This window comes from Sulfolobus tengchongensis (assembly GCF_036967215.1).
In the GTDB taxonomy this organism is placed as follows: Archaea; Thermoproteota; Thermoprotei_A; order Sulfolobales; family Sulfolobaceae; genus Saccharolobus; species Saccharolobus tengchongensis_A.
Window position 1 is genome coordinate 1,371,517 of record NZ_CP146016.1, and the last position, 25,194, is coordinate 1,396,710.

The 25,194-nt window shown below is 34.7% G+C and carries 21 protein-coding genes and 3 pseudogenes; 11 read left to right on the forward strand and 13 right to left on the reverse strand.

Annotation, left to right across the window (positions count from 1 at the left end; all coding sequences use genetic code 11):
• Window positions 1-17: 17 nt before the first annotated feature.
• Window positions 18-1,610 (reverse strand): APC family permease, encoded by a 1,593-nt coding sequence (locus V6M85_RS06585; protein ID WP_338604511.1) that lies wholly within the window; start codon window positions 1,608-1,610, stop codon window positions 18-20.
• A gap of 330 nt (window positions 1,611-1,940) precedes the next feature.
• Window positions 1,941-2,111 (reverse strand): hypothetical protein, encoded by a 171-nt coding sequence (locus tag V6M85_RS06590; RefSeq protein ID WP_338598128.1) that lies wholly within the window; start codon window positions 2,109-2,111, stop codon window positions 1,941-1,943.
• 268 nt (window positions 2,112-2,379) lie between these two features.
• Here V6M85_RS06590 and V6M85_RS06595 point away from each other — a divergent pair.
• Window positions 2,380-2,928: pseudogene (locus tag V6M85_RS06595) on the forward strand (aminotransferase class III-fold pyridoxal phosphate-dependent enzyme); the annotation flags it as partial.
• Between the two features lie 87 nt (window positions 2,929-3,015).
• Here the strand turns inward: V6M85_RS06595 and V6M85_RS06600 are convergent.
• Window positions 3,016-3,921 (reverse strand): transposase, encoded by a 906-nt coding sequence (locus tag V6M85_RS06600; RefSeq protein ID WP_338598132.1) that lies wholly within the window; start codon window positions 3,919-3,921, stop codon window positions 3,016-3,018.
• A 58-nt stretch (window positions 3,922-3,979) separates the two neighbouring features.
• Here V6M85_RS06600 and V6M85_RS06605 point away from each other — a divergent pair.
• Both V6M85_RS06605 and V6M85_RS06610 read left to right on the forward strand, forming a co-directional pair.
• Window positions 3,980-4,762 (forward strand): annotated as a pseudogene (locus V6M85_RS06605) (aspartate aminotransferase family protein); the annotation flags it as partial.
• A gap of 73 nt (window positions 4,763-4,835) precedes the next feature.
• Window positions 4,836-6,396: pseudogene (locus V6M85_RS06610) on the forward strand (amino acid permease).
• A gap of 740 nt (window positions 6,397-7,136) precedes the next feature.
• Here V6M85_RS06610 and speB read toward each other — a convergent pair.
• The 3 genes from speB to V6M85_RS06625 all read right to left on the reverse strand — a co-directional run bounded on the left by speB (window position 7,137) and on the right by V6M85_RS06625 (window position 10,024).
• Entirely contained in the window at window positions 7,137-8,054 is a 918-nt protein-coding gene (gene speB / locus V6M85_RS06615; protein WP_338598135.1) for an agmatinase, read from the reverse strand.
• A gap of 374 nt (window positions 8,055-8,428) precedes the next feature.
• Entirely contained in the window at window positions 8,429-9,334 is a 906-nt protein-coding gene (locus tag V6M85_RS06620; protein ID WP_338598132.1) for a transposase, read from the reverse strand.
• Between the two features lie 171 nt (window positions 9,335-9,505).
• Window positions 9,506-10,024: a hypothetical protein gene (locus V6M85_RS06625; RefSeq protein ID WP_338598138.1), complete on the reverse strand. Its 519-nt coding sequence runs from the start codon at window positions 10,022-10,024 to the stop codon at window positions 9,506-9,508.
• 281 nt (window positions 10,025-10,305) lie between these two features.
• On the opposite strand from V6M85_RS06625, the gene V6M85_RS06630 reads away from it, so the two are divergent.
• Window positions 10,306-10,746 (forward strand): zinc ribbon domain-containing protein, encoded by a 441-nt coding sequence (locus V6M85_RS06630; RefSeq protein ID WP_338598139.1) that lies wholly within the window; start codon window positions 10,306-10,308, stop codon window positions 10,744-10,746.
• Between the two features lie 288 nt (window positions 10,747-11,034).
• Complete coding sequence (locus V6M85_RS06635; protein ID WP_338598142.1) at window positions 11,035-11,694, forward strand: uracil-DNA glycosylase; 660 nt, start codon at window positions 11,035-11,037, stop codon at window positions 11,692-11,694.
• A 239-nt stretch (window positions 11,695-11,933) separates the two neighbouring features.
• Here V6M85_RS06635 and V6M85_RS06640 read toward each other — a convergent pair whose 3' ends face one another.
• Both V6M85_RS06640 and V6M85_RS06645 read right to left on the reverse strand, forming a co-directional pair.
• Window positions 11,934-12,200, reverse strand: coding sequence for a hypothetical protein (locus V6M85_RS06640; RefSeq protein WP_338598144.1), 267 nt, complete (start codon window positions 12,198-12,200; stop codon window positions 11,934-11,936).
• A gap of 35 nt (window positions 12,201-12,235) precedes the next feature.
• Window positions 12,236-12,529: a hypothetical protein gene (locus V6M85_RS06645; RefSeq protein ID WP_338598146.1), complete on the reverse strand. Its 294-nt coding sequence runs from the start codon at window positions 12,527-12,529 to the stop codon at window positions 12,236-12,238.
• Between the two features lie 521 nt (window positions 12,530-13,050).
• Between V6M85_RS06645 and V6M85_RS06650 the strand changes: the two genes are divergently transcribed.
• On the forward strand, window positions 13,051-13,662 hold the full coding sequence (locus V6M85_RS06650) for a carbonic anhydrase (RefSeq protein ID WP_338598149.1): 612 nt from the start codon (window positions 13,051-13,053) through the stop codon (window positions 13,660-13,662).
• Here V6M85_RS06650 and V6M85_RS06655 read toward each other — a convergent pair.
• Both V6M85_RS06655 and V6M85_RS06660 read right to left on the reverse strand, forming a co-directional pair.
• Window positions 13,649-14,191, reverse strand: coding sequence for a DUF433 domain-containing protein (locus V6M85_RS06655; protein ID WP_338598151.1), 543 nt, complete (start codon window positions 14,189-14,191; stop codon window positions 13,649-13,651). The two genes, V6M85_RS06650 and V6M85_RS06655, sit on opposite strands and share 14 nt — an antisense overlap.
• A 68-nt stretch (window positions 14,192-14,259) precedes the next feature.
• Window positions 14,260-15,576 carry a M20/M25/M40 family metallo-hydrolase gene (locus tag V6M85_RS06660; protein ID WP_338598154.1) on the reverse strand — a complete coding sequence of 439 codons (1,317 nt, stop codon included), beginning with the start codon at window positions 15,574-15,576 and terminating at the stop codon, window positions 14,260-14,262.
• Between the two features lie 128 nt (window positions 15,577-15,704).
• On the opposite strand from V6M85_RS06660, the gene V6M85_RS06665 reads away from it, so the two are divergent.
• Window positions 15,705-17,216, forward strand: a complete 1,512-nt coding sequence (locus tag V6M85_RS06665; RefSeq protein WP_338598156.1) for a 4-hydroxyphenylacetate 3-hydroxylase family protein — start codon at window positions 15,705-15,707, stop codon at window positions 17,214-17,216.
• Window positions 17,217-17,238: 22 nt separating this feature from the next.
• Here V6M85_RS06665 and V6M85_RS06670 read toward each other — a convergent pair whose 3' ends face one another.
• On the reverse strand, window positions 17,239-17,991 hold the full coding sequence (locus V6M85_RS06670; RefSeq protein WP_338598159.1) for a CBS domain-containing protein: 753 nt from the start codon (window positions 17,989-17,991) through the stop codon (window positions 17,239-17,241).
• A 34-nt stretch (window positions 17,992-18,025) separates the two neighbouring features.
• The gene (locus tag V6M85_RS06675) at window positions 18,026-18,559 is read right to left on the reverse strand and encodes a hypothetical protein (protein WP_338598162.1); all 534 of its coding nucleotides are present in this window, start codon (window positions 18,557-18,559) and stop codon (window positions 18,026-18,028) included.
• 95 nt (window positions 18,560-18,654) lie between these two features.
• Here V6M85_RS06675 and treH1 point away from each other — a divergent pair, with 95 nt between their 5' ends.
• From treH1 to V6M85_RS06690, 3 genes are all read left to right on the forward strand, one after another.
• Window positions 18,655-20,391 carry an alpha,alpha-trehalase TreH1 gene (treH1, locus tag V6M85_RS06680; protein ID WP_338598164.1) on the forward strand — a complete coding sequence of 579 codons (1,737 nt, stop codon included), beginning with the start codon at window positions 18,655-18,657 and terminating at the stop codon, window positions 20,389-20,391.
• Window positions 20,392-20,809: 418 nt separating this feature from the next.
• A complete protein-coding gene (locus tag V6M85_RS06685) occupies window positions 20,810-22,003 on the forward strand; it encodes an Nre family DNA repair protein (RefSeq protein WP_338598167.1) in 1,194 nt (397 codons plus the stop codon).
• A complete protein-coding gene (locus V6M85_RS06690) occupies window positions 22,000-22,779 on the forward strand; it encodes an SPL family radical SAM protein (protein ID WP_338598169.1) in 780 nt (259 codons plus the stop codon). Before V6M85_RS06685 ends, V6M85_RS06690 begins: the two co-directional genes overlap by 4 nt.
• Before the next feature lie 199 nt (window positions 22,780-22,978).
• Here V6M85_RS06690 and V6M85_RS06695 read toward each other — a convergent pair whose 3' ends face one another.
• Window positions 22,979-24,232 (reverse strand): MFS transporter, encoded by a 1,254-nt coding sequence (locus V6M85_RS06695; protein ID WP_338598171.1) that lies wholly within the window; start codon window positions 24,230-24,232, stop codon window positions 22,979-22,981.
• Window positions 24,233-24,385: 153 nt separating this feature from the next.
• Here V6M85_RS06695 and V6M85_RS06700 point away from each other — a divergent pair, with 153 nt between their 5' ends.
• Window positions 24,386-25,177 carry an aldose 1-epimerase gene (locus tag V6M85_RS06700; protein WP_338598173.1) on the forward strand — a complete coding sequence of 264 codons (792 nt, stop codon included), beginning with the start codon at window positions 24,386-24,388 and terminating at the stop codon, window positions 25,175-25,177.
• Window positions 25,178-25,194: the final 17 nt, after the last annotated feature.

Here is a 25,194-nt window from a genome sequence, read left to right on the forward strand (position 1 = left end):
ATAATTATAGGTGAGAATTATTCAGGCGGTATTTCCTTAAAGATTAAATCTATCTGTATCCCTTTTCTGGTATTAAATATATAAGAGATGACGTATATTATAATTCCACTAGCATATATTATTCCTAATGAGAGTATTGTGGGAAAGTTTATGGGTAATAAAACGGGATTTCCCCAAGTTATATATAGTGCGTAAAGGAGGAAACCAAATACGGGAAATCCTATCAAAGATATTAAAGGTATTTTTCCTATTTTGGTTTTAACTGCAACTGCTTTATCGAAGAAGTCTTTCCTTATAAAGGGCATTAGCGCAGTAGTTAACGCGAAAATCCCATAACTTATTTCGAATACTACGGTCACGTCCACGATTGATATCGTGGGAACGTAAGCGTAAAGCAATAGACCTATTGTGCCAACGATAATGCTAGTTATTGTAGCTTCAAGTGGGATGTGGAATCTCTCATTGACATTTGCTAACCTCTCTGGCATTATTCTATCGAACGCCCACGCAAACAAATATCTAGTTAGGGATATTAACAGCGGAGGCTGACTATAGAAATTAGGCAACCAAAAGGCTATCCACATGATAATGTAAAGAATTATACTATGGTTTACTAATAGAGCGAAGAATGGCGTAAATGTGCCTATTCCACTTAAGTCATTGTAGATCGTATTATTTAATGAGTTAGATGAAATATAAGACCATGATGTTAAGAACCTCTCTCCGAATGCATTAAGGTTGAGATCAGTAAATAAAATGTAATAAATAGCTACGAATAATATCGCACCCACAATTCCTAGTAAGGAATTGTACTTTACTCTTCTCATTTCTCCACTCCATGATGCTGGTAAATTATACCATACATAGTAATACCAGACCACGGGAATTGCCAATAAAGCTCCAGTTGTTGGAGATACAAAGGTTAAACCGTTGGATGTGGCCGTATTTACTACATCGCTATATGCGTCTTTTACTCCAGTAAATGACGATAATGCCGAATAAAATTGGGACGGATGTATAGTTCCTAGGGCAACGAAAGTTACTATTGTTGTTATTATCGACACAATACCAGTAGTAAAAACAAAAGTCCAGCCATATCTACCTACTGATGCAACAACTGCTGATATAGCCAATATTATAATACCTATTATAACGCTTCCTAACGTGGTAGTAAAGAAATTTCCTAAATTTATTAATGTAGAGCTACCATAAAAAAGACCTATGCCAGTAAAAAGATACGCAAACCATTGTCCACCTAAATAACTATATAACCCTAAGGATAAAGCAAAAGCTATCCATAACGCCCAGTAATTAACAAACCCAATTAATGGATGTGACCCCCTCGCGTTAAATACGTAATCTCCACCAGATCTAGGGGTAGATATAGAAGCGATGTAAAAAAGGAATGACATTCCTAATGTGGGAAGAAGAGTTATTAAATAGGATAAGGTCCAATTTGCCCCTGGTGCTAAATAAAGCCATGACACTATTAATATCGGTACTCCTCCAGTTACTAAGCCAAAAGTCGCAAAAAATGACGCCCAAGGACTTACTTCTCTTACTAATCCAGAAGATTGTCTAATAAAGATTGATTGATTTTTATCTGGCATTTGAGTTAATTCTGACGTTAAAGAATTTAAAAGCCTTACTCACACTGAATTATTAAAACACATAAAATTGTTCGACCAAGTATAATAAAATGATTAGGTTTATTTTCTAATATAGTGTAATTTATGTAACTTATATTAATTATATCTAATATTGATTACTTTAGTTATTCAATTTTTCTTCATAAATGAATTTTCTTTAAATTATTTCAGATCATTCTATGAAGAAAAATTGAAGTGATTTACGTTAATCTTAGAGAAAATGATGGTCATACTGATACTATTTCATCTATGCAAAAATTATTGAAAAATATTATAGTTTCAGGCTATAGCCTACACTATCTGAGGTATGTGAGGAGTGTAGACTTGGCTAAATCTCCTCCTCTCTAATAAGGAATTAAAGGATTCAACTATGTTGTTAGTGGAAATATCTTGTAATTCCTTGGAAATAGGGTATCCCACGTTCCAAGAGGGCAAAAAGCAAGATGAGGAGATATCATTCATGCTTCTAAGAATTTAAAGCATTAATTAAAGAATTCATAGTAGACTATCCTTTTGAACTTTGAAAATTACCCATGTTGTTTTTAGAGAATTTATGATCTTATTAATTTTCGGTTTATGATAAATTTACAATAATTTGTAGAATAGTTTTGGCTGTAATAAATTCTATTAGAAGTTTTAAAAATCTTTTATAAAAATAATGTAATGTTTAGGTTAAATTATTTCTTAAATTCACGGATTAGTTTTTAAGTCAAAATCACAAAAAGAACATATGGAAGATAATTTAGATTCCAGCTTACTAGACGCTCCTATTATTAACGTGACTCCTCCAGGACCTAAATCATTGAGATTATTAAAGGAGCAAGAAGAATATGAAACTTCGGCCTTAAACTATCCTAAATACTTTAAGATAGCCATTAACAAAGCTCAAGGTTCCACAGTAGTGGATGCGGATGGTAACGTCTATATAGATATGGTTACTGGTATATCAGTAGTTAACTTAGGGCATAATAATCCATTTATAAGTAAATTTGTTCAAGAACAATTAGGTAAAATATGGCATACTTTAGAAATACCTACAGAAATTAGAGTTAATTTCAGCAAGAAACTGTTGTCAACTTTAGGATTTAAGGCTAAATTGCTATTCACGACAACTGGCGCAGATGCTGTTGAGGCCGCAGTTAAAATAGCTAGATGGGTAACTGGTAAAAAAACCATAATAGCCTTTGAAGGATCTTATCATGGAATAACTGCGGGAACAGTAGGTCTCACTGGGGCTAATAGATATAAAGAATTTACTCAATTTTTTGATAATAGAGTTAGTGTGTGTAGTATCTGAATTATCTCTTTGCGAAGTATAAATTTGTTTCACTAAATTTACTCTAGACTAAACTCATTAAATAACACGCTACGCCACGCGAACCGCGTGAACCTCACCCACCAAGAAATCAGCCATCTCCCTCATAACGTGATAAACCCAAAACTTCAAAAGAGCAGCCTTACCTTGAAGAACACCCCTAGCGCGAATCCCATCACCAAACATCCTCTTCACAGCAGATATCACAACCTCAACCCTCCACCTCTTACCATAACCCCTTTTCCTACTCCAATCACGTGGCGACTCCCTATACTCTAAAATAGTATCACGCCTCCTCGGACTAGCCCTATCCACATTAGCCGACCTCTTAGGCGGAATCACAACCTCAGGAACTAGATCATAAATAGCATTAGAATCATAAGCCTTATCCCCATAAAACTTCGTAACCCTCCCACCCCCTTCACTTACCTCCTTAATTACCTTAACTGCCGACTTAACTTCAGAGTTCTCAACCTCAGCCTTCAAAACCTTCATGGAATTAGCATCAACGTGAACTACTATTTTGAGGAACTTTCCCTTTCCTCCCTTTTTCCACTTTGCCCTTATGTACCTACCTCCTTGTTCAACGCTTATTCCCGTGCCGTCGCTTATTAGTTCTACTTCATCCTTGACTTTGTTGAAGTCTAGTTGCATGTTTTTTAGTCTTAGGTGGATTGTCTTGTAGTCTAGGTATACTGGTATTATTCCCATTTTGTATAGTGCTCTCAGAATTCCCTCTATTTCTCTGTATGTGAAGAATACGTAGAGGAAGGCTAGGAATTGGTTGAACATGAGTGGTGCTTTGTAGGGTCTTGTTTTTGCCTTCTTGTTATCCTCCTCTAGAAGTTCGTACCAATGTTCAAACACGTAGTAGGGGAATATCATCTCGTATCTAGTTATGAGGTTCTCGTCGTACTTTGACCAATCTCTAGTGTATCTCCTTTCCTCAGAGGACATGATTATCATTGGTATTATGCCATTTTAACCTTAACTCTAGAGAAACTCCACAAACTATAATAGAGTTGTCAAATTTCCTTATCCCTATCCATATAGATGCCCATTTAGCGATTGCTTAAACGAAATACTCAACCTCCTAGATTATGCCATATCCAATCCAGGATATCTGGGAGGTGATGTTGCAGGAATTTTAGTTGAACCTGTGCAGGGTGAAGGAGGATACGTAGTACCTCCAAGGGGTTTTCTTAAAGGTTTAAAGGAGATTTCCGAAAAATACTCTATTCCATTAATAGTAGATGAAGTACAAACTGGGATGGGAAGAACTGGAAAGATGTGGGCTTATCAATGGGAAAATATAGAGCCAGATATCGTATGCATTTCTAAAGCAATAGGGGAGGGAATTCCAGTTTCTATGGTAGCGTATAAGCAAGATTTTGATAAACTGCCCACTGGATTTCATTTAGGTACGTATAGAGGAAATCCTTTAGGATTAGCTGCGGGATTGGGCGCATTAGAATTCATAGAGAGGTATAATATTCTTTCAAGAGTTCAAAATCTAGGAAATAAAATTTTGAATGAATTAAAAGAGATCAAAAATCCACATGTGGGAGACATAAGAGGATTAGGTTTTATGGTTGGGATAGAACTAGTCAAAGATGGGAAAGAACCTTGGAGTGAAGGCAGTAAGAGAGTTATAGATGAGGCATTAAAGAGGGGACTATTAGTGTACAAGGCAGGAAGGTGGGATAATGTGATAAGATTAATGCCTCCTTTAACTATTCCAGAAAGCCTTCTTGATAAATCATTAGAAATTTTAAAAGATGTGATTCAATCCTTATAAACTGTTTTTGGAAACTATTTAATTCAATGGTTTTTAAAGCTTATATAGTAATTTAAATTTATATGTTAATGCCATGACAAGCTCCAAAAAGTCAGTTTTCCTAAGGGAATCCTCTGGTTTAGTAAGAGAATTCAGTATAATAGATGCCTTATGGTTTAATATAGCCTTGCTAGGATTACTATTTTCCACATATTATATAGCCTCTACTGGTCCACTAGTTGGTGGGAATCCTATCTTGGGATTGATATTACCGTTGTTAGGATTTTTCTTGGTTGGTATGATATTCGCATATGTTGGCTCCAAAATCCCTAGGGTTGCCGCAGATTACGTCTATGTGAGTAGAAATCTTCATCCAGCAATTGGCTTCGTAGGTAATGCAGGTTACTTTTTAGCTACAGTACCACTATTTATGGGTATAACTGGCATAACCTTACAGACCTTCGGATTAATACCCCTATTGACTATCTTAGGCTATTACACTCATAATCCATCTTTAATAGCGATAGGAGCACAAATAGATAGCAATCCCTATTTAATAATGGCAATAGGTGCTGTAGAGATACATTATAATGTCTTTAATTCCAATTTTTGGAAATAAAATATACAGAGCCTTTCAATGGGTAGCAATACCACTAGCTCTAATAGCGGCTATAGGAATGATAATAGTTGAAGCAACAGTTCCCTCTTCGCTAGCAATACAAAGACTGAATAGTTTTGCGTTAGCCTACGCTAATGTTTCAAATCTTTACGCTAATGTTTCCTCGTCTAACGTTATGGTACCAGCATATAATAGTATCTATAACATTATTTCGTTAAACCCAGTGTATGTAGTGGGTTTCTCATATATCATTAATACTGTTTATATTGCAGGAGAAGTTAGAAATCCTAAAAGAAGTATGCCTATTAGCATTTTAGGTACACTGATTATAACGGGAATTCTATTCACATCAGCATTGGCGTTAGAATATTATCAATTTAGTTATGACTTTACTGCTAAAATGATGTACTTAAGTATAGTTCAAGGCACTCTGCCAATACCTACACCTTACTTAGATTTATTGGAAGGTGTTGCAAGTGGAAATATTGTACTCGGAGTATTATTTTCCTTAGCTAGCATAATACAATTACTAATGTATTTGTCCGCAGCATCTTTCGTAGGTAGTAGACTGCTTTTCTCATACGCTATGGACAGAATAATGCCAGACTTCGTTGGTGATGTTAGTGAGAAAAGGCACGTGCCAATTAAAGCAATATTATTAGCTATGATCTCTGGTCTCATAGGTCTATTAGTGTTTACTTTACCAGTAACGTCAGCAGGAGCTTTCCTACTTTCAAGTGTTGCGGTTGCAATTTTAATGCTCTTCCCTATGGCTGTGTTGTCCATAGCTGTTTTGAAAACTGAAAAGGGAGATAACAGAATAAGGGTAGTTGCATCTATAGCTATAATCTATCTGATCTTTACTTTCTATCAATATTTGACTGTGCCTGCAATAGGAGCAGATTCTATAGTTGGTTACGGTATACTTGCAGCCTCAATAGCTATTCTCTTCATAATATTTTACGTTGCTAAATTTATAAGAGGAAAGCAAGGTATAGATTTCAATTTAATATTCAAAGAAATTCCTCCGGAGTGATTAGTCAAGAGGATTTCAATGTCTTAGGACTAATTTAAGGTATCGCATAACCATTGGATCTATTATTTTTAGATAAGTTCCCCCTTTTCTTTTTCCCATGTATTCTTGTTAAGGTTTTGTTCGTATGATATTTCTAATCTTTCTTATTTTGGTGTAAGTAGTGGAAAGGAATTTTGTTCACAAGTTATAGAAACTTTATGGTAAAAAGAAAACAGTTTTTCACGGCAGTTTTTGGAATTCTTTTCGTGTTTAGTACAGATCTTATTGCATGATTATTATATCGTAGTCTGATACTTTGCTTTTTAGGTAGTTTACTTGGTTTGCTAGAAATCTTTTTATCTGTGACCTTTTTCCTATTATTTCTGCTATTCTTTCTACGTCTTCTCCTTCGAATGAATCTTGTTTTCTTGATGGTAGTTTTTCTGGTTTTATGTAGATAAATCACAATTTGTGGGTACCGCAAATTGACGGAACCAGCAAAAATTTAAGCCTATTGCAATTAAAGAAAACGCAACCACAATAATGACAATATAAAATTACAAAATATCTATTTCTCTAGTTCTCGTCAACAAATAGTTACGCACCAAAATATAAAATATTTTATCAGTGAGCTAATGACCGTGGAATTGCTCATAACTTATAACATATCACTACTCATGTAGAGAGAGAATTATAAATACAGAAATAGTAAAATATTTCAAAAACTTTACAAAATTTACTTTTAATACTGAGTTTGTAGTTCATAAGTTTAATGATAATACGCTCATTCCCTCATAAATTATGTTTGCCGCTAACATACTAGTAATTTCACTTACATCGTAAGGTGGTGAAACTTCTACAACATCAAATCCAACTAACTTGTCGAACCTTAAGCGCCTAACTATTTCTATAATCTCAAAGCTTGTTAAACCTCCAACTTCTGGTGTTCCAGTGCCTGGCGCAAATGCGGGATCAACTACATCTATATCAATAGAAATGTAAGTGGGCCCTGTTAGGGAATTAATTTCTTTAATTACTGCATCTATATTATTTTTCAAATCTCTAATAGTAAAGCTACTTACTCCTAATCTTTCTTTATCTTTAAGATCTTCTTTAGAAAAAGTAGAAGCTCTAATACCAGCTTGTACGGCGTTTTTAATTAAACTCTCTTCAATTGCTCTCCTTAACCATGTACCATGTGTGTACTTCTTTCCCCAGTATGAGTCCCAGAAATCGTAATGAGAATCAAAATGGACAATATTTACTTTCCCATATTTCCTATATATAGCCCTTAAAATTGGTAAAGTAATTGAATGATCGCCTCCAGCTATAAACGGTACCATATCTTTGGCGGATATAATTTCATAAAGGTTATTTTGTATTACATTCATGGTGTCCTCTATATATCCTGGAACAATATTCACATCACCTAAATCGCAAGCGTTCAGCTTATCAAAAGGATATGTATCCAGAAACTGATTATAAGGTCTTAAGAGCCTAGATCCTTGTCTTATTCCCATTGGTCCAAACCTGGCTCCAGGTCTATAAGTTGTAGCGTCATCAAAAGGTATTCCTAAGAACGCAGCTTTAATTTCCTCATCCTTGGCACATAAGGGTAATCTAGCAAATGTGGAAACTTGCGTGAAACGAGGAGACTTTAAAGCATCTATTTGTCTCATAACTAAACATCGGATTATGAACTTTTTAAATTAACGTATTTTGAATGTTAGCACCAAACGACTTTTTAAACAAACTCATGGGTGTATTAACAAGGAGCCTTTCAGGTTTCCTTTGTAAATCGTAATTGATCAATCTATACTAGATAATTAAAATTGATCTATCATATTCAGTAATACTTTTAAGGAGTCCAGAATGATACCATATTACGATATTGTGTAATAGTCAGACCACGTATTAACTCCTCCAATAGTATCCATATATTTATCATTATCTATACGAGTGAGATAGTGTGTGTAGTATCTGAATTATCTCTTTGCGAAGTATAAATTTGTTTCACTAAATTTACTCTAGACTAAACTCATTAAATAACACGCTACGCCACGCGAACCGCGTGAACCTCACCCACCAAGAAATCAGCCATCTCCCTCATAACGTGATAAACCCAAAACTTCAAAAGAGCAGCCTTACCTTGAAGAACACCCCTAGCGCGAATCCCATCACCAAACATCCTCTTCACAGCAGATATCACAACCTCAACCCTCCACCTCTTACCATAACCCCTTTTCCTACTCCAATCACGTGGCGACTCCCTATACTCTAAAATAGTATCACGCCTCCTCGGACTAGCCCTATCCACATTAGCCGACCTCTTAGGCGGAATCACAACCTCAGGAACTAGATCATAAATAGCATTAGAATCATAAGCCTTATCCCCATAAAACTTCGTAACCCTCCCACCCCCTTCACTTACCTCCTTAATTACCTTAACTGCCGACTTAACTTCAGAGTTCTCAACCTCAGCCTTCAAAACCTTCATGGAATTAGCATCAACGTGAACTACTATTTTGAGGAACTTTCCCTTTCCTCCCTTTTTCCACTTTGCCCTTATGTACCTACCTCCTTGTTCAACGCTTATTCCCGTGCCGTCGCTTATTAGTTCTACTTCATCCTTGACTTTGTTGAAGTCTAGTTGCATGTTTTTTAGTCTTAGGTGGATTGTCTTGTAGTCTAGGTATACTGGTATTATTCCCATTTTGTATAGTGCTCTCAGAATTCCCTCTATTTCTCTGTATGTGAAGAATACGTAGAGGAAGGCTAGGAATTGGTTGAACATGAGTGGTGCTTTGTAGGGTCTTGTTTTTGCCTTCTTGTTATCCTCCTCTAGAAGTTCGTACCAATGTTCAAACACGTAGTAGGGGAATATCATCTCGTATCTAGTTATGAGGTTCTCGTCGTACTTTGACCAATCTCTAGTGTATCTCCTTTCCTCAGAGGACATGATTATCATTGGTATTATGCCATTTTAACCTTAACTCTAGAGAAACTCCACAAACTACGAGTGAGATGACTTTACTCAATTAATTTTATATTGAATAATAAGAAATAAAATACAATCTGCAAAGGAAACTTGAATTGCCTCTATGATTACTGTCCAACTATTTGTTTTCTGTTACAGATAAATACATGTATACAAAAAGAGTATATTATCTATTATTTCTTGTTCATTGTCAATGACTTCGTTAACCTTTTTTGATCTATGAAATAGTGCAGAAAATTTTCCGTATAAGTCTCTAAAAATGTGATAAACCTCAATACAATCAATATTAAGATCAAACTTCTTGCAAAATTCTATTGTCTTCTTCTCCCATGCTTTCCCTCTATATTTATTGATACTTTCTGAAAATTCTTTACAACCATCTTTACAATTTTTATGTTCACAAATATCTTTGCATTTTTCAAATATCATTTTCTTAACGTATTCATCTATCTTTGTAATTCTCTCGTATAGTCCTCTAAAATCTGCTCCTATCATTAATAATTGTTCTGGTGATACTTTGACACTATGTGAAACAGACTCTATATTTTTAATAATTTCCCTTATTTTTTCATCAGTCGATAATTTTGCCATATTAATTACATGTTGTCTATTTATACCACATTTAGTGAGTAAGTTTCTCGTTCTCTCCAAGCTTCATCACTATTTCGATGACATTGTTTAGAGTTTCTTCATTAATATCACCATGATCTGCTAATCTAATAAAATAACCATTCCCAATTTGCTTTATCCATGATGAGAAATAAAGTCCTTTACAAAAATGCGGGCAGAAAGCTTCGCCTTTTTTAAGGCGGAGATGAATGCCCGCGTAATGTTTTTAAACAGTTTCTTCAGAAATAAGCATGTGCTGAGGGCTTCAGAGCGAGCTACCCGTGAGGGTAGTTCCATCGAGGAGGAGATCGTGACAATCAAAAATGAAGATCTACTCCTCGGCTCTGGAGCCCTTAGCAGAACGCTATTTGGCTGGTAAGAGGTTAGTTGATGAAGCAAAAAGACTGGGTGCTAACTACATAGTCCTAGAGGATCTGAATAAGATGATTTCTCATGTGAAGGGGTTGAAGAAGAATTATAGGGAGAAACTATATTTGATGCAATATAGACGTGTTCAACAATGGGTTGAGTGGCAGGCTAAGAAGCATGGATTAAACGTAATATACATTAAACCAGCGTATAGTTCAACTACTTGTCCCAAGTGTGGAGAAAAAATGGTTGAAAGTAATTATCGTACACTTAAGTGTGTAAAATGTGGTTTTGAGGATCATCGTGATTTCGTAGCAGTGTATAATCTTTGTGCGAGGGGGTCTCTGACCCTCTTAAGTGCCCCTCAAATGAGAGATGTAACTCCGAATCGATGAGGGGAATCCTCGCCCTTTTGATGGCGGGGAGCAAGTCAGTGCATTATGAAATGTATCGTCAAAAATTTCTTAAGGAAGAGAGATATTCTATGCCCATGTTTCCTCAGAAATCAAATCTAGAGCTACATCATTTATTATTAGCAGATACTCTGAAGAGTATTGTATAAATTGTTGATATCAGTTTATTAAAGTGATTTATTTTAATTGAAATATAAGTCCAAAATTCCATAAACGTGTTTGAAAATATGAGAATAACTTATAACTTAAAAACGTAATGAAAAGAGAGATATGGCATTACAGGATTTTATATCAAGACTGATAGCGTGTCAAAGATGTCCTAGACTTGTAGAGTATAGGAATAATTTCCCATACGATTATTGGAGAAAACCAGTACCGCCTAATGGTAAGATAGATGCTCAGATAGTAATTATAGGCTTAGCTCCTGCCGGGCACGGGGGTAATCGAACTGGAAGGATGTTCACTGGTGATGAAAGCTCAAATAATTTAGCTACTGCTCTATATTCAGTGAGACTTGCAAATCAACCTTTCTCGGTTTCTAAAGATGATGGACTTGAACTGTATAACGTATATATAACTTCTGTATTAAAATGTGCACCTCCACAAAATAAGCCTACTAGGAGTGAGATAATGAATTGCCTTACGTTTTTAGAGGAAGAAATAAGAATGTTAGAGAACGCTAAAGTTTACGTTGCCTTGGGTAAAATTGCATGGGATGCTTTAATAGACGTTTTTAGGAGATTAGGCTATAAGGTTCCTAATGTTAAGTTCTCTCACGGAGCTTTAATAAGAGTTGAAAAACCGGATTCAAAAGTAGTTTTTCTGTTAGGTAGTTATCATCCTAGTCCACGAAATATGAAGACTAGGAGACTTACGATGGAGATGCTGATTGAGATATTTAAAACTGCTAAGATGCTTGCCTCATCATGACGTCCCAGACTTATTTGGAAATCTTCACACTCACTCTTTTATTACAATGCGTCATAAGTTTTAATTCGGATTATAAATGACTAAATATGCGTCAGTTCTACATTGCCTTTATTACCTATTTGAAAGAAATTATGCACGATTCATTAATTTCAAGATACTGGGAACTTCATTAACTCTCATAATATGCTTATTATGAAGCTAAATCCTATCAACCTTTAAAATCATTTATAACGCTAATATTAGCTATTATTTCCATTTGATAAAACATATCTCACCACTAGCCTCTCGGGAAAGTTAACAATTGATAGATTGCCACTATCGTCAACTACTTCACATTCTTCAGTATCTTTATTACATTTTATCCAAAGATTATCAATCCTTATTCCGTTCTGCTTTATATTTTCAATATCAATATCCTTAGTTACAATTCTACTAATTTCCAATTTAAATCCAAAAGCCTCTGGTTGTTCTATAAGGTATCTTATGTCAGATATTGCAACTCCCATTATAAATAAAAGCATACTAATAGAATATAAAATCTTTAGTCCGAAAGTAGGGTTTCATCTACATTATAAACATATAATTTTTCATTAATCTTTACGATTTTCGTATTATCATCACCATTATTCTTGTTTTCATCAATTTTTATTTCGAATTTAACATTATTATCTCTGTTAATATATGTTATAGAATTCCCATTAATTTTCCCAGAATATACCTTCTTCTCATCTCCACAGAAGCTCACAAGGAGGAATCTCTTACCATCTTTACAGACGCTCAAGAACGACGAGCACTCCTTTTCCGATAACAGATTTAGTATTACTTCGTAATTCATAGTATATGACTTTTTAAAAAATTTAAAAAACATTGTCGCTTATAATACGCTATCTTGAAAATACTTAATTGCATTTGTCTGCCTACAGCTTTAAGTATCATTTGTGAACTTAGTTAAATTTACGTGATACCTTGATAACGAGATTAATAAGAGATTTACGGAAGACCAGACAGGAGATTTATCAGTATCAATTTATTCTTCTAGAGCAACTGAACTTTGGACAAAAAATTTTCCAATTCCCTTCGGTTTATATATTCGCTCATTAAAAGACTAACCCGAACAACCTTAGACGAATTCAAAAACCTTGAGGACTACTTTTTACTCTACTGAGAACTAAGGTCGCATATAAACGAGAATGAGGTAGAGAAAGAAAAGCAAGAGACTTGCGAGATTTGGACAAGAATTAAGATGAGATGTTGAGATGGTAGCAAAGGAGATTAAGGTGACGAAAGAAAGGTGGGGCTGAGATACATTGTTATTAAAATAAGAGTTTTAAGTATCTTTAACTCTTATTTAGCAAAATGAGACTGATTATATCCTGCATGGATAGGAGACTGAATTCCTATATTAGGAAAAATTATCCAAATGCAGTGGTTATTAGAAACGCTGGAGCTAATGTTAACTCTCTCATAAATACTCTCGAAAAATACAAGAATAATGTTGATGAAGTAGTACTGTTACCTCATACGGACTGTGGCGCAATGAAAGTTGTTTTTTCCTCACTGAAAGAGGGAAAGAAGTTGACTTCAATTGTTGAGGAAAGCCTAGTAAATCAGTTTAGCTCTAAAAGATTTGATTCTCTTTCTGACCTAGAAAGATTGAATTTAGAAATTCAAAGCGAAAGATTAATAAGGATATTTGGAAATAAGGTCAAAGCTGAGCTAATAGATGTAAATAAAATAGATGTTCCACCAACCAAAGATCCCTATATGGTCTATTTAACTAAACCCTCTCCACCAGTGGAATTGGGATCTAATGTTTACGTGATCTCAGCAGATGATAAGGACATTTGGGATAGTTTAGATATAGCAATATACGGGATGAGAATAAGTAGAGTTGTCGTTAATGATCCAAAATTAGCTGAAAAAGTAAAGAGTATCTACCCATCAGTGACAACATCTACTTCTTTTTAATACAATTAAAAGCATCAACAATTACTGATGCGGGATCATTAAACGATGATAGTGACAAGTGGAAATCGTCCACTACTGATGCAGAGTAAAGTATTGACTCAATTACAGCTTCTTTTGGTATTCCCAACTCCTCCGCTACTTGTGATATCTCCTTACCCTCATATAATTTGTTTAATACATCAATTACTTTTACATCATAGTTTTTTATTTTTGGATCATATCTGCTTTCCTTATAATCTACATATTTATACTCTGTAGGGCCCAATTTCTTCTTTAGCTTAGCTGGAACTTTCGGCTTTATCTTTCCATATTTCAAAATCTTCATAATATCAATTGCGTACATTATACACTCTTGTATCTGCTTCAAATTTAATTGGTTATAAAAGACCTTTGAGACTTCCTCGTATGTTCTATCTTTAGCTAGTTCATATAGTACGTTCTCTGGTCTAATCAAGGTACCAGCTATAATTGGTCTTCCAAAATGAATATCCTTATACACGACAAGATAATAATATCCCGGTAATTCCATAAAGAACTTTATCTTAACTAACTTATAAATACATTTTAGAATACAAGAGAATTTCTCCGCGTTCAAGTTCAGTTCATTTTAGAATATATTTTTAGGAACTCTTCAGTATGTTTTATTGCATTGTAATAGTCTGCAATTTTAATATTCTCATTGGGAGCATGTGCATTTGAATAATAACCTCCAGCACCTATAGCGCTTACTGCGTCTTTTATCCCCAATTTATAAACGAATAAGCCCATAGGCTGAGTTCCTGCTGAATTTGGTATTACTTGCGGTTCAGTATTATATACTATTTTGGCAGACTCTATCATGGCTTTAACAACAGGGGAATTAACTGAAGTTCTAACTGGATATTCAAAGCCGTGGGTTATGATATCGCCTTTGAAGTTTACTCTCTGGAGATGTCTCTTTAATAACTCGAATATTTTATATGGATCCTGATTAGGAACTAATCTGAAATCTAGTTTAGCGAAAGCCTTATGTGGTACAATAGTCTTACTTCCCTTTCCCGTATACCCACACTCAAATCCGTCAACATTACAAGTAGGATAAGTTAATAAGGCCTCTACCATTTTATCCCTATCGTTATACCTAAATTCATTAAATCCTAGTGCTTTTTTAAGTTCTTCTACATTAATGTCATACTTCTTTAATAGCTCTCTCTCTTCATCGGTTAATTGTCTTATATCGTCATAAAATCCCTCGATTAGCACTTTTCCATCCGGGTCTACTAACGTCGAAATAATTCTAGCTAAATCTATGCATGGATTTCTAACCAATGGTGCATTAGAAGAATGTAAATCCTTAACCCCATAATCTAGTACTAATTCCACGTAAAGTAATCCTTTAACTCCTAACACTACCTGTGGCCTTCCTTTAACATCTAAACCTGCACCTTCCATTATCACAGCATCAGCTCTCAATTTATTGGAATTTCTCTCTATGTAGTCTTCTAGATTTATACTTCCAATCTCCTCTTCTCCTTCATATAACAATTTCACATTAACGTTCAACTCTTTCTTATCCAGTAAATGTTTAATAGCAAATAACCTAGCCATTAAAGTTCCCTTATTGTCTGATGCACCTCTGGCGTATATTCTCTCGTTTTCGATCGTCGCAGAGAAAGGTGGGTATTTCCATTCACCTAATGGATCAACTGGTTGTACATCGTAGTGATTATATACGAGTAGTGTTTTCTTAGCCCCCACATTTATTTCGGCATATACTACGGGATGCCCCTTTGTCCTCTCTAAATTTGCCTTGACTCCTAAAAGTTTCTCAATAGTTTCCTTCAGATAATTCGCAGTCTCTTCTATTCCTTCTCCCGTTGCCGAAACTGAGGGTTTCTTTAAAAATTCAATTAAAGTATGTAGCTCTTCATCCATAAATAGAATAATGCAGTTCAACCTTTTAAATGTATAGTTAGAATTTAAATCTAGCAATTATTTAATTTTTGAAATATTGCTTAATGGAAATTATACAACTTTATAAAGCTGATGTATAAGTACACTATATGGTTTTAAGAACTGGTGAAGAGTACGTTAATGCAATTAAACATAGAAATAAGGTTGAAATTTACGTTATGGGAAATGAAGTTAATGACGTCACTGAACATCCCTTTTTGAAGCCATCAATATTGGCATTTAAGGCTACTTATGATGCTGCCTATGAGGAAGATAGTAAACATCTTGCAAGAGCCTGGAGCGTCTTCGTTAATGATGAAGTAAACAGATTTACCCATATTCACAGATCACCAGAAGACCTGGCATATAAGATTAAGCTTTTAAGAAAGTTAAGTCATAAAACTGGAGCTTGCTTCCAAAGATGTGTTGGCTGGGATGCTTTAAATACACTATATGTTACAACTAAACTAATTGCGGAGAAAGGGAAAAAGGACTATTATGAAAGATTTATAGAGTATTTGAAGTACGTTCAGAAGAACGATATAGCCTTAGCAGGTGCTATGACTGATGTTAAAGGTGTAAGGACACTAAAACCGCATGAGCAACCACATGCGTATTTGAGAGTAACCGAAGTCACTAAAGATGGTATTTACGTTTCAGGGGCTAAGGCTAATATAACGGGTATAGCTGCTGCTGAAGAAGTAATCGTAATGCCAACCAGAGCTATGAGCGAAAAAGATCAAGAGTTTGCAGTTGCATTTTCTACGCCATTAGACACTGAGGGTATAAAAGTAATAGTAGGGAGACAAATCAATGATGGAAGGAGGATGGAAAATGGAGAAATTGATGGTTTGCCTTATCGTAGTAATCATGAAGGTTTAATAGTATTTGACAACGTTTTCATCCCCATGGAAAGAGTGTTTATGTTGAAAGACTGGCAAATGAGTGGAATTTTAGTTGAGATATTTAGTGCATATCATAGGCAAGGGTATGGTGGTTGTAAATCTGGTCTAGGTGACGTCATAATTGGTGCAGCTTATAATTTAGCTAAGCAAATTGGAGTAGAAAAAGCACCTCATATCCAGAATAAACTTACTGAAATGGTTTTATTGAATGAAAATATGTATGGAACCGGAATGGCTGCAAGTCTAGATGCAATCAAATTATGCGAGGATGGATGTTGGTGGGTAAATCCCATGTTCGCCAATATCACGAAGCAGTTGGTTACTAGATTCCCATACGAGATAACTAAACTCTCTACAGATATTGCAGGCGGAATTATAGGTACAGCACCTAGTGAGTGGGATTTAAAGAATCCTAAACTTAGACAACTTATAGAGAAATATCTTCAAGGAATTATGGATTACTCAACGGAGGAGAGGTTAAGAATTGTAAGATTACTTGAAAACGTGAGCTTTAGCGTAGCATTTCTAATAGAATCAGTTCATGGCGCGGGTAGTCCAGAAGCACAAAGAATTGTTATAAATAGGATATATGATTACGATTATGCTGAAAAAATAGCTAAATATCTAGCTAATATCGAGAAAAGTATTAACTTTAAAGAGAATGCCGAGCCATGGAAAAAGACTGATACCGAAAAAATAGGTAAGCAAGAAAAGTGAAACGTATAGAGTTATGCAGCTTTTACAATATGTTTATATAGGCATACATTAAGTCCCTTTCAGTAACTATTCCTACTAGTTTTTGGTTATCTAATACTGGCAACGTACCTATCCTCTTCTCTATCATTAGTTTGGCTGCATTAAGTACACTTTCATATCTTGATACAGTTATGGGTTTTCTGGTACCTGCATCTAAAACTTTTCCTATCTCTTTTTTCTTTGACAAGAACTTTACTATATCTGCGGCTGTAATTATTCCTATTAGTCTATCATTATTATCAAGAATAGGCAATCTTCTTACATTATTTCTAGCCATTAATTTGGCTGCGTCTAAAATGTTACTCTCTTCATTAATGGTAACTAATTTTGTAGACATTACGGAATCTACTATTCCGGAAAATGTTAAAGAGGTGATTAACTTTAGAACCTCTCTTTCCGTGAATATTCCCACTATTGTGTTGTTATCAATTATGGGAACACCTCCAATATTATTAATAAGCATTCTTCTCACTACGTTGTTTACATCATCATTAGGTGACGCGATTATCAAATCTTGACTCATAACGTCTTTAACCTTTAAGTCATAGACGTTAAGTCCATACTCACTAAAAGACGCTACAAGATCTCTAGTACTAATCATACCTATTGGCTTTTCTTCTTTCAAAACAATCGCCCTACCAGTAGGATTATTCGAAAGTATCTCAATTGCCTCTTTAAGCGTTGATTCTGGTGAGATAGTAATTACTATAGAGTTGCACACATCAATTACTTTCATATGTATTATATTGTCATGATAGTTAAAAAACCTTTCAAACTACAATTCTAGTAGTATTTCCAAGCTTCTCAACGTTCCTAAGAAGCTCTCGATAATCCTCTATAAAGGAAAAATTGTGCAGCTTTAAGCTTACCTCATAGTATCCCTCCCTATCTTTAGCCTTAACGGTAAGTCTATGATTTCTATATGATACGTTATAGTAAAAAAGATCTGAGGAAAGTGTTACTTCATTTACTCCATACTTAACATTGGGTTTCTCCATCATAATTATGGATCTTATTTCGAAAAATGTCTTTGATAATACTAGTTCCACAAACCCTTCTATATCTTCTTTTTCTGAAACAAACACTGCCAAAGAGCTCGTTACTGACATAAATGGATCGTTCTTCATTGCCGAATCAACGCTCTCAAATAGATGGATAGAGTTCAATCCATCCAACGGTAAGTTCCATAATTCCTCATAGCTTGCAGTATATGGTTTGCCGTTTATGATAGACCTTATTCTGAAATAGTACGATGAGCACACCACATTTATGGGAATTCTTCGTCTATCTTCTAAGCAGTACATTTTCAAACTAACTACATTATTTTACGAGTATATAATAATACTTTATCTTGAAATATAGACATACATATATTTTTCTTTATAACGATAATTGTTTTATGAAACCATTGGGTTTTATATCAAATCAAATAACGGGAGCATTAATCGATTCCTCTTCAATAGTCTGGTTTCCATTGCCAAAATTTGATTCAAAATCGATATTTACAAAGTTATTGGATAATGATGGAGGTGAATTTGCCATTTTACCAGAGACCCAACAAGTTACTAATGTTCATCAAGAATATGAGCACCCTCTAGTATTAAAGACCACGCTGAGCACAGTAGAGGGTAAGATAAGTATAACAGATTTAATTCCATTGGGAGAAACTGTAATAATAAGGAATGTTGATGCGGAGATTCCATTTAAAGTAATCTTTAAGCCAATGTTTAACTATGGACTGTATAAGCCCATAGTAGATGGTAATCGGTTTATTAACCCAAAAGGTAGGGATTGTATAGGTTTTCTTTACGAATATGATGGAGATGTAAAAAGGGTAGATGATTATGTTTGGATATTCAGTAGTGGTAGAGGTTACTTAATAGCAAACTACGCATCAGATACAAAACATGGCGTCTTCAGCGAGAGGGGAAGTAAATTAGCTGTAAATTACGAGAGAGCATTCAAAAATACTATAGATTATTGGAAAAGTATAGATATTGAAGATGTCAAATCGTTTAACAAACTATATAAGACTTCTCTTTACACTCTCTTAGGCTCTATTTATGCTCCATCTGGCGGGATAGTAGCAGCACCAACTACCTCGCTTCCAGAAGTAGAAGGAGGTATGAGGAACTGGGATTATAGATTTGCATGGGTAAGGGATTCTTCCATAATAGCAGAGGCATTATTAGAAGTTGGATATATTGTGGAGGCTAGAAGGATAATAAACTTCTTACTTTCCTTAATAAACTTCTCATCTAAACCATTTTATTATCCCCTATATACGATAGAAGGAACTATACCACCTCCAGAGAGAGAGTTAAGGTGGTTATCTGGTTATAAGGGCTCTAAGCCAGTAAGAGTAGGAAACGCTGCATCAACTCAGATTCAGTTAGATGTAGAAGGCTTTTTCATATCTGCATTATATAAATATATCGAGAAAACTAATGATTTTGTATTTTTAAGAGATATATTTAATAAAATAAAGTATATAGCAGATTGGATATCACAAAACTGGAAAATTAAAGACTCTGGAATATGGGAAGATAGAGGAGAACCTCGACACTATACCCATTCTAAGATAATGATGTGGATAGCCTTAGATAAAATAGGAAAACTAGCTAAGATGCTCAAATATGAGGACTTTTGGGAAAAAGAGCGAGAAAAGATAAGAACGTGGATATATACGAATTGTGTATTTGATAGCTATCTTGTTAGATATTGTGGAGAAACAAAGGACGTGGACGCTTCTCTGCTATCGGCACCTCTATACGGTTTCATTGACGTTAATGATAAAATATTTTTAAATACTTTAGATAAAATAGAAGAGGATCTATTAATTGACGTATTTGTGAAAAGATATAAGGCTGACTTCATGGGTGAAGCAAAACATCCTTTTTTACTAACCTCAGTATGGCTAGCTAGAATTTACATAATGTTAGGAGAAATTGAAAAAGCGAGGAAGATACTAGAGAAAATAGATAAAATTTCTGGAAGTTTACATTTGGTAGGCGAACATGTAGATGTAGGTAAGGAGGAATTTACAGGGAACTTTCCTCAGAACTTCGTCCATGCACAGTTAATAATAGCTATCAAAGAACTAGAGCAAAACTCAGCTAGACTTTCAAAGACGTAATGTATGGTCTCTAAGGAAGAGAACTACGAATCGTAACGTCACGTCTTAAACAATATAAGGTGGGACACTCTAATTGTGATACTAAATTTACTTTATGAATTCATAGGGAAGCGAATATCTAAAGTAATCTCTGAATCTTATAAACCTCAAATCACCCTCCCGTTAAAAAACTGAAATCCTAATAAAACCCACTATTACAAATAGCTCATGTTGAAGTCTTATTAGAAGTATTATAGCTTCGTTGCTAAGGATTAGGAAATAATTCCAGTTAGGGTAAAGTATGAGCGTTAATTGCAAGAACATCATTTAGATCTTATCGTAAGTAGTTTTAAGAAGCGGACAATGGGCTAGTCCGTTAATCAGAGCGGTAACAAACAATAGCTATTAATATAATTGTTATGATAAAGTGTAATATATAGTGATCCGACCAGAATTATGTATAAGATGTAGGGGAGCAAAATACTTATGCGGATTATCATATTGTCCCATAATAGTCACCACTAGAATAAGGAAAATTAACACTACTGAAGTTTTAGGTTCATCTCCTCCGACAGTTTTCGTAGGAAGGTATAATTATCCCAAAATCACCATTTATCCTTCTTCTCCACCTGTAATTGGTGATACTAGTAAATTTGAAGATCCAAAATATTGGCTTACCTCTGATTTAAACGAGTTCTTAAGCATGAGACTTTCTTTAGTCAGAGGAGGGATTCGGTATCATAGAGATGCTGCAAAACAGCCTGATAGATTGTTAATAGATATCCAAAGCATTACAATAGCTTCAAGACCAGTTGATTTAGATTTAGTCTTGAAAAAACCTCCTTCTGGAGGAATTCTTGACGATAGTTTACCTCCGTTAGGACCTTCTGCGCCATTAGAAAAATTAGAAATAAATACATTACCTCCACCGTTAAAGGTTACGGAAAAAGTTTATGGTGATAGTGATATGAAGGCAAAGGACGGGATTATGATGCTTTACAAAAGCGGATTAGATGTTGAGAAAATTGCAAAAATTCTAAGTGTGGGCGGATTGGGTATAGATAGGAAATTAGTTCCAACAAGATGGAGTATAACGGCAATAGATAAGATAGTTTCAGATAGTTTAATAGAAAAAATTAAAAACTATGAAACTATAGATAAAATTGAAGTATACTATAGACAATTCAATAAAAATCTCTTTGTTGCATTTTTATTACCCAAGAAATGGAGTTTCGAATGGGGAGAGGCGTGGTTCCCTGGAAGTACGTGGAATAAGTGGGGTAATTACGTTAATGTAGAGATCGATAATGAAGGATATGAGGGAAGAACAGAGTATCCGGAAATAGGTGGGTGTTACTACGCTTCAAGACTGGGCACGGCGGAATTTTTAGAAAAAAGAAAAAGGCAGGCAACAGCTATATTGTGGAGAGAAATATATAGCGGATTTAATTTACCAGTAGGTGTTTGGTTCGTAAGAGAGAATGTTAGGGAAATGTTTAAACAAAAACCATTTCTGTTTGACGATATAACTTCTGCACTTGCCTTCGCTGAAAGTTTGCTAAAGGTAGACATTAAAAAGTGGCTTCGTCACTCAATGCTTTCATATAATACAATAGACAAGTGGTTAAAATGATCATAAAATATATTAAAGTTAAAACTGCTCTAAGCAAGTCTGGTTTGAAGGAGTTGGATTATAGCTTAAACCCCTACTTAGGTTGTGCATTTTCTTGCCCTTATTGCTACGCACCAATGTTTACTCCCAATGAAGAGGCATCTGAAAATTGGGGAAAGGTTATAGTAGTTAAGGAAAATCTGCTAGATGTATTAAAGAAAGAGGTTAAAACAATTAGAAAGGGTGTAGTAGGCGTATCCACAATAACAGATCCTTACCAGCCCGTGGAAGCCATAAAGAAACTAACTAGAGAAAGCGTTAATTTACTCTTGGAGAACGGCTTTAGGGTTTCCATCCAAACCAAATCTCCTTTGGTAATAAGAGATTTAGACATATTCTTAAAATACAAAAATAAGGTGGATATAGGGTTTACAGTTACAAGTCTTGAAAGCCAATTGGAACCCAATGCTCCTCCTCCTAAAGCTAGAATTATGGCTTTAAGGAAGCTTAGTGAAAATGGTTTAGAGACGTGGTTGTTTGTGGGGCCTATAATTAAAGGTATAAATGACCATGAAGTATTAAAGATAATTGAAGAAGTTTCAGATATAAAAACTAGGATAATCTTTGATAGTTTTCACTATTATAAGGGCTTAAAGTTTAAAGAAGGCTCTAAAGAGTGGTGGAATAAAATAAGGGATGAGATACTTAAGCTTTGTAAAAAGTACTATTTAGAGTGTCATGAAGAGAGAGAAGATTGGGTTTATGAGAAAAGAAAATACTACAAACCTTTATTCTGATTTTTTCTATAACTAATGCGACAGCATAAGTGCGCTTAATATCCGACCTTACTAGTATAATGATAAATATTACGTCATGTTTCTAGTGAAAAAGACATAATACATTATTTATAATTTTAAATTATGATCACTAACTCTCAGAGAAAGATTATATATACACAAGAAAGACTGAATTTATGAGGTAACTATCACTCATGAGCTAACCTTCTTCTAAATATCTGAAGATCCAGGATGATATTAAGAGTAGTGCTCCAGCGATGATGAAGTCAATTCCGTAACTTATATAATGAGTAATGTAACCAGAAATTAAAGATCCTGCGAACAATGATATTCCTACTACTGTACTGTAAACTCCGAGCCCAGTTCCCTGTCTTCTTTCTCCTACTATTTTAAATATTAGTGTTGTAGATGAGGAGTAGAAGATTGCGTAAGCTATACCAGCTGCTAGTGGATAAAATATTAATCCAGAAATTAATATTGGAATACCTAAAAATAATTGTGCAAATATGCCCAAAATGATGTAAGATGATCCCCTTAAAATTAGAGATAGATAGGCTAGGTTTCTCTCATCCTTTCTTTCCAGTAAGTTTGAAGACAATCTAAAACCTAAAATTTGGAATATCATACCTACGCTTATCACAGCTAAAACTTCGGATTTGTCTAGTCCCTTCACGTAAAGACCGGCAGGATAAACGGTATTGAAAATACCACTACTAATATAAAATAATACTATACCCAAGTATAATAAAGGAATATAATTTATTGGTTTTTTGAATAATCTCTTAGGTGAGAACATTTTAAAATGATGAAAATTAGGCAAGTGTAGAAACATCATTGGTAAGTGTTTCATTCTTACTAGGAAAGACTCCTTATGATGCAATATTGCAGTTCTCTCAAACGTTATAATGGGCCTTGGAAGTATCCTAATACCGATTATTAATGTAGCCAAGACTACAAATCCTAGAATTTCTTCTATATGGTCTATTCTTAGAAATAGTACTAGGAATGTGGAAATAATTAACCCTAAGAGAACGCCTATTGAGGAGAAGAAGGAATATTTTGAGAAGAGAGAACCCCAATGTTTCTTCTCTGCTGATTCCATTATGAGTAAGTTAAAAGGCGTTGTTGAGGCCGTACTCATGAACGTGATGAAAGCGTAATTTAAAGTTATAAGTGATATGCTATTCATGAAAGGCATAACCATAAGCGGTATTGACGTACCTGCTAAGCTAATTAATATCTGTCTCTTTCTATCCATTCTATCGGCCATAAAACCCCATATTATTGAGGCTGGTATCAGAACTGCGTTACTTAAAGAAATTGCATATGCAACGTTAATTGCGTTTCCACCTAATGAGAGTATTTGCAATGTGATTAGGGTTGACAACGGACCTGTTGAAGCATTGTAGGGTATTACCAGGTACATCCATCTAGTATCCTTATACTTAATCATTATTGTTTTAGCCACTTCATGCTGTTTAAAAATTTTATTGTAAAGTTTAACGAGATGTATATCCTTATATCAGTTTAAATTTTTTAAACCAAAAGTAAAAGTCAGCACGAAGAGGAGAAAATAAATTTAATCTCATGGTGAGTGTGAAAGCATATGAAAATAAAAAAGGGAGATACAGAAGCTGAAATTTTAACACGTGGAGCATATCTTTATTCCTTTAAGATAGGGAGTAAGGACGTAATATTAAAGGGAGATATGGAAAGGCCAACCAGAGGAGGTATGGCCATACTAGTGCCATTTGCTAATAGGATAAAAGATGGAGAATATGTGTTTGAGGGAATAAAATACACCTTGCCCAAAAACAGAGAAGGAAATGCCATTCACGGATTAGTTTTAGATAAAGATTTTAATGTTATAAGTAAAGGTGAAGATAATATAAGTTTAGAATACATTGTTGAACATGAGGGATATCCCACAAGACTGGAATGCGTAATAACATACAAGATTTTTAAGCATGGCCTTAGAACAAAAATTAACATAAAAAACGTGGGAAATAGGAGAGCACCTTTAACCGTTGGCGCTCATCCGTATTTTATGGTGGCAGACGATTGGACAATACTAACAGAGAAAGAGGATAGCGTAAAGAAATGTGTAAGCTTTAATAAGATTCCCACTGGCGAGTTAATAAAAACCAAACTTGAACATACCGATTATGATGATTGTTTTTTAATAAATGGTGGCATTCAATTAAGTTCTTCGTACTCTAAAGTAAGGATCATTAGGAGAAATATGCCATTTGTGCAAATATACACTGGTGTAAGAGGTGCAGTTGCCATAGAACCCATGAGCGGAGCCCCTGATGCTTTTCATAATGGATTAGGACTTAAAATCTTAGAACCAAATGAGAGTGCCTACTTTTCGTTTACGTTGCGATTTCATGTTTAATCTCCATTAATTTGTGT

What these genes read in the sequence shown, in the direction of transcription:
- V6M85_RS06655 (WP_338598151.1), bottom strand. Translation starts at nt 14,191, where the DNA reads ATGGAATTACCGGGATATTATTATCTTGTCGTGTATAAGGATATTCAT.
- V6M85_RS06690 (WP_338598169.1), top strand. Translation starts at nt 22,000, where the DNA reads ATGATCATAAAATATATTAAAGTTAAAACTGCTCTAAGCAAGTCTGGT.
- V6M85_RS06645 (WP_338598146.1), bottom strand. Translation starts at nt 12,529, where the DNA reads ATGAATTACGAAGTAATACTAAATCTGTTATCGGAAAAGGAGTGCTCG.
- V6M85_RS06640 (WP_338598144.1), bottom strand. Translation starts at nt 12,200, where the DNA reads ATGGGAGTTGCAATATCTGACATAAGATACCTTATAGAACAACCAGAG.
- V6M85_RS06665 (WP_338598156.1), top strand. Translation starts at nt 15,705, where the DNA reads ATGGTTTTAAGAACTGGTGAAGAGTACGTTAATGCAATTAAACATAGA.
- V6M85_RS06670 (WP_338598159.1), bottom strand. Translation starts at nt 17,991, where the DNA reads ATGAAAGTAATTGATGTGTGCAACTCTATAGTAATTACTATCTCACCA.
- V6M85_RS06630 (WP_338598139.1), top strand. Translation starts at nt 10,306, where the DNA reads ATGAAGATCTACTCCTCGGCTCTGGAGCCCTTAGCAGAACGCTATTTG.
- V6M85_RS06700 (WP_338598173.1), top strand. Translation starts at nt 24,386, where the DNA reads ATGAAAATAAAAAAGGGAGATACAGAAGCTGAAATTTTAACACGTGGA.
- V6M85_RS06660 (WP_338598154.1), bottom strand. Translation starts at nt 15,576, where the DNA reads ATGGATGAAGAGCTACATACTTTAATTGAATTTTTAAAGAAACCCTCA.
- V6M85_RS06635 (WP_338598142.1), top strand. Translation starts at nt 11,035, where the DNA reads ATGGCATTACAGGATTTTATATCAAGACTGATAGCGTGTCAAAGATGT.
- V6M85_RS06620 (WP_338598132.1), bottom strand. Translation starts at nt 9,334, where the DNA reads ATGTCCTCTGAGGAAAGGAGATACACTAGAGATTGGTCAAAGTACGAC.
- V6M85_RS06585 (WP_338604511.1), bottom strand. Translation starts at nt 1,610, where the DNA reads ATGCCAGATAAAAATCAATCAATCTTTATTAGACAATCTTCTGGATTA.
- V6M85_RS06590 (WP_338598128.1), bottom strand. Translation starts at nt 2,111, where the DNA reads ATGAATGATATCTCCTCATCTTGCTTTTTGCCCTCTTGGAACGTGGGA.
- V6M85_RS06675 (WP_338598162.1), bottom strand. Translation starts at nt 18,559, where the DNA reads ATGTACTGCTTAGAAGATAGACGAAGAATTCCCATAAATGTGGTGTGC.
- V6M85_RS06695 (WP_338598171.1), bottom strand. Translation starts at nt 24,232, where the DNA reads ATGATTAAGTATAAGGATACTAGATGGATGTACCTGGTAATACCCTAC.
- V6M85_RS06600 (WP_338598132.1), bottom strand. Translation starts at nt 3,921, where the DNA reads ATGTCCTCTGAGGAAAGGAGATACACTAGAGATTGGTCAAAGTACGAC.
- treH1 (WP_338598164.1), top strand. Translation starts at nt 18,655, where the DNA reads ATGAAACCATTGGGTTTTATATCAAATCAAATAACGGGAGCATTAATC.
- speB (WP_338598135.1), bottom strand. Translation starts at nt 8,054, where the DNA reads ATGAGACAAATAGATGCTTTAAAGTCTCCTCGTTTCACGCAAGTTTCC.
- V6M85_RS06650 (WP_338598149.1), top strand. Translation starts at nt 13,051, where the DNA reads ATGAGACTGATTATATCCTGCATGGATAGGAGACTGAATTCCTATATT.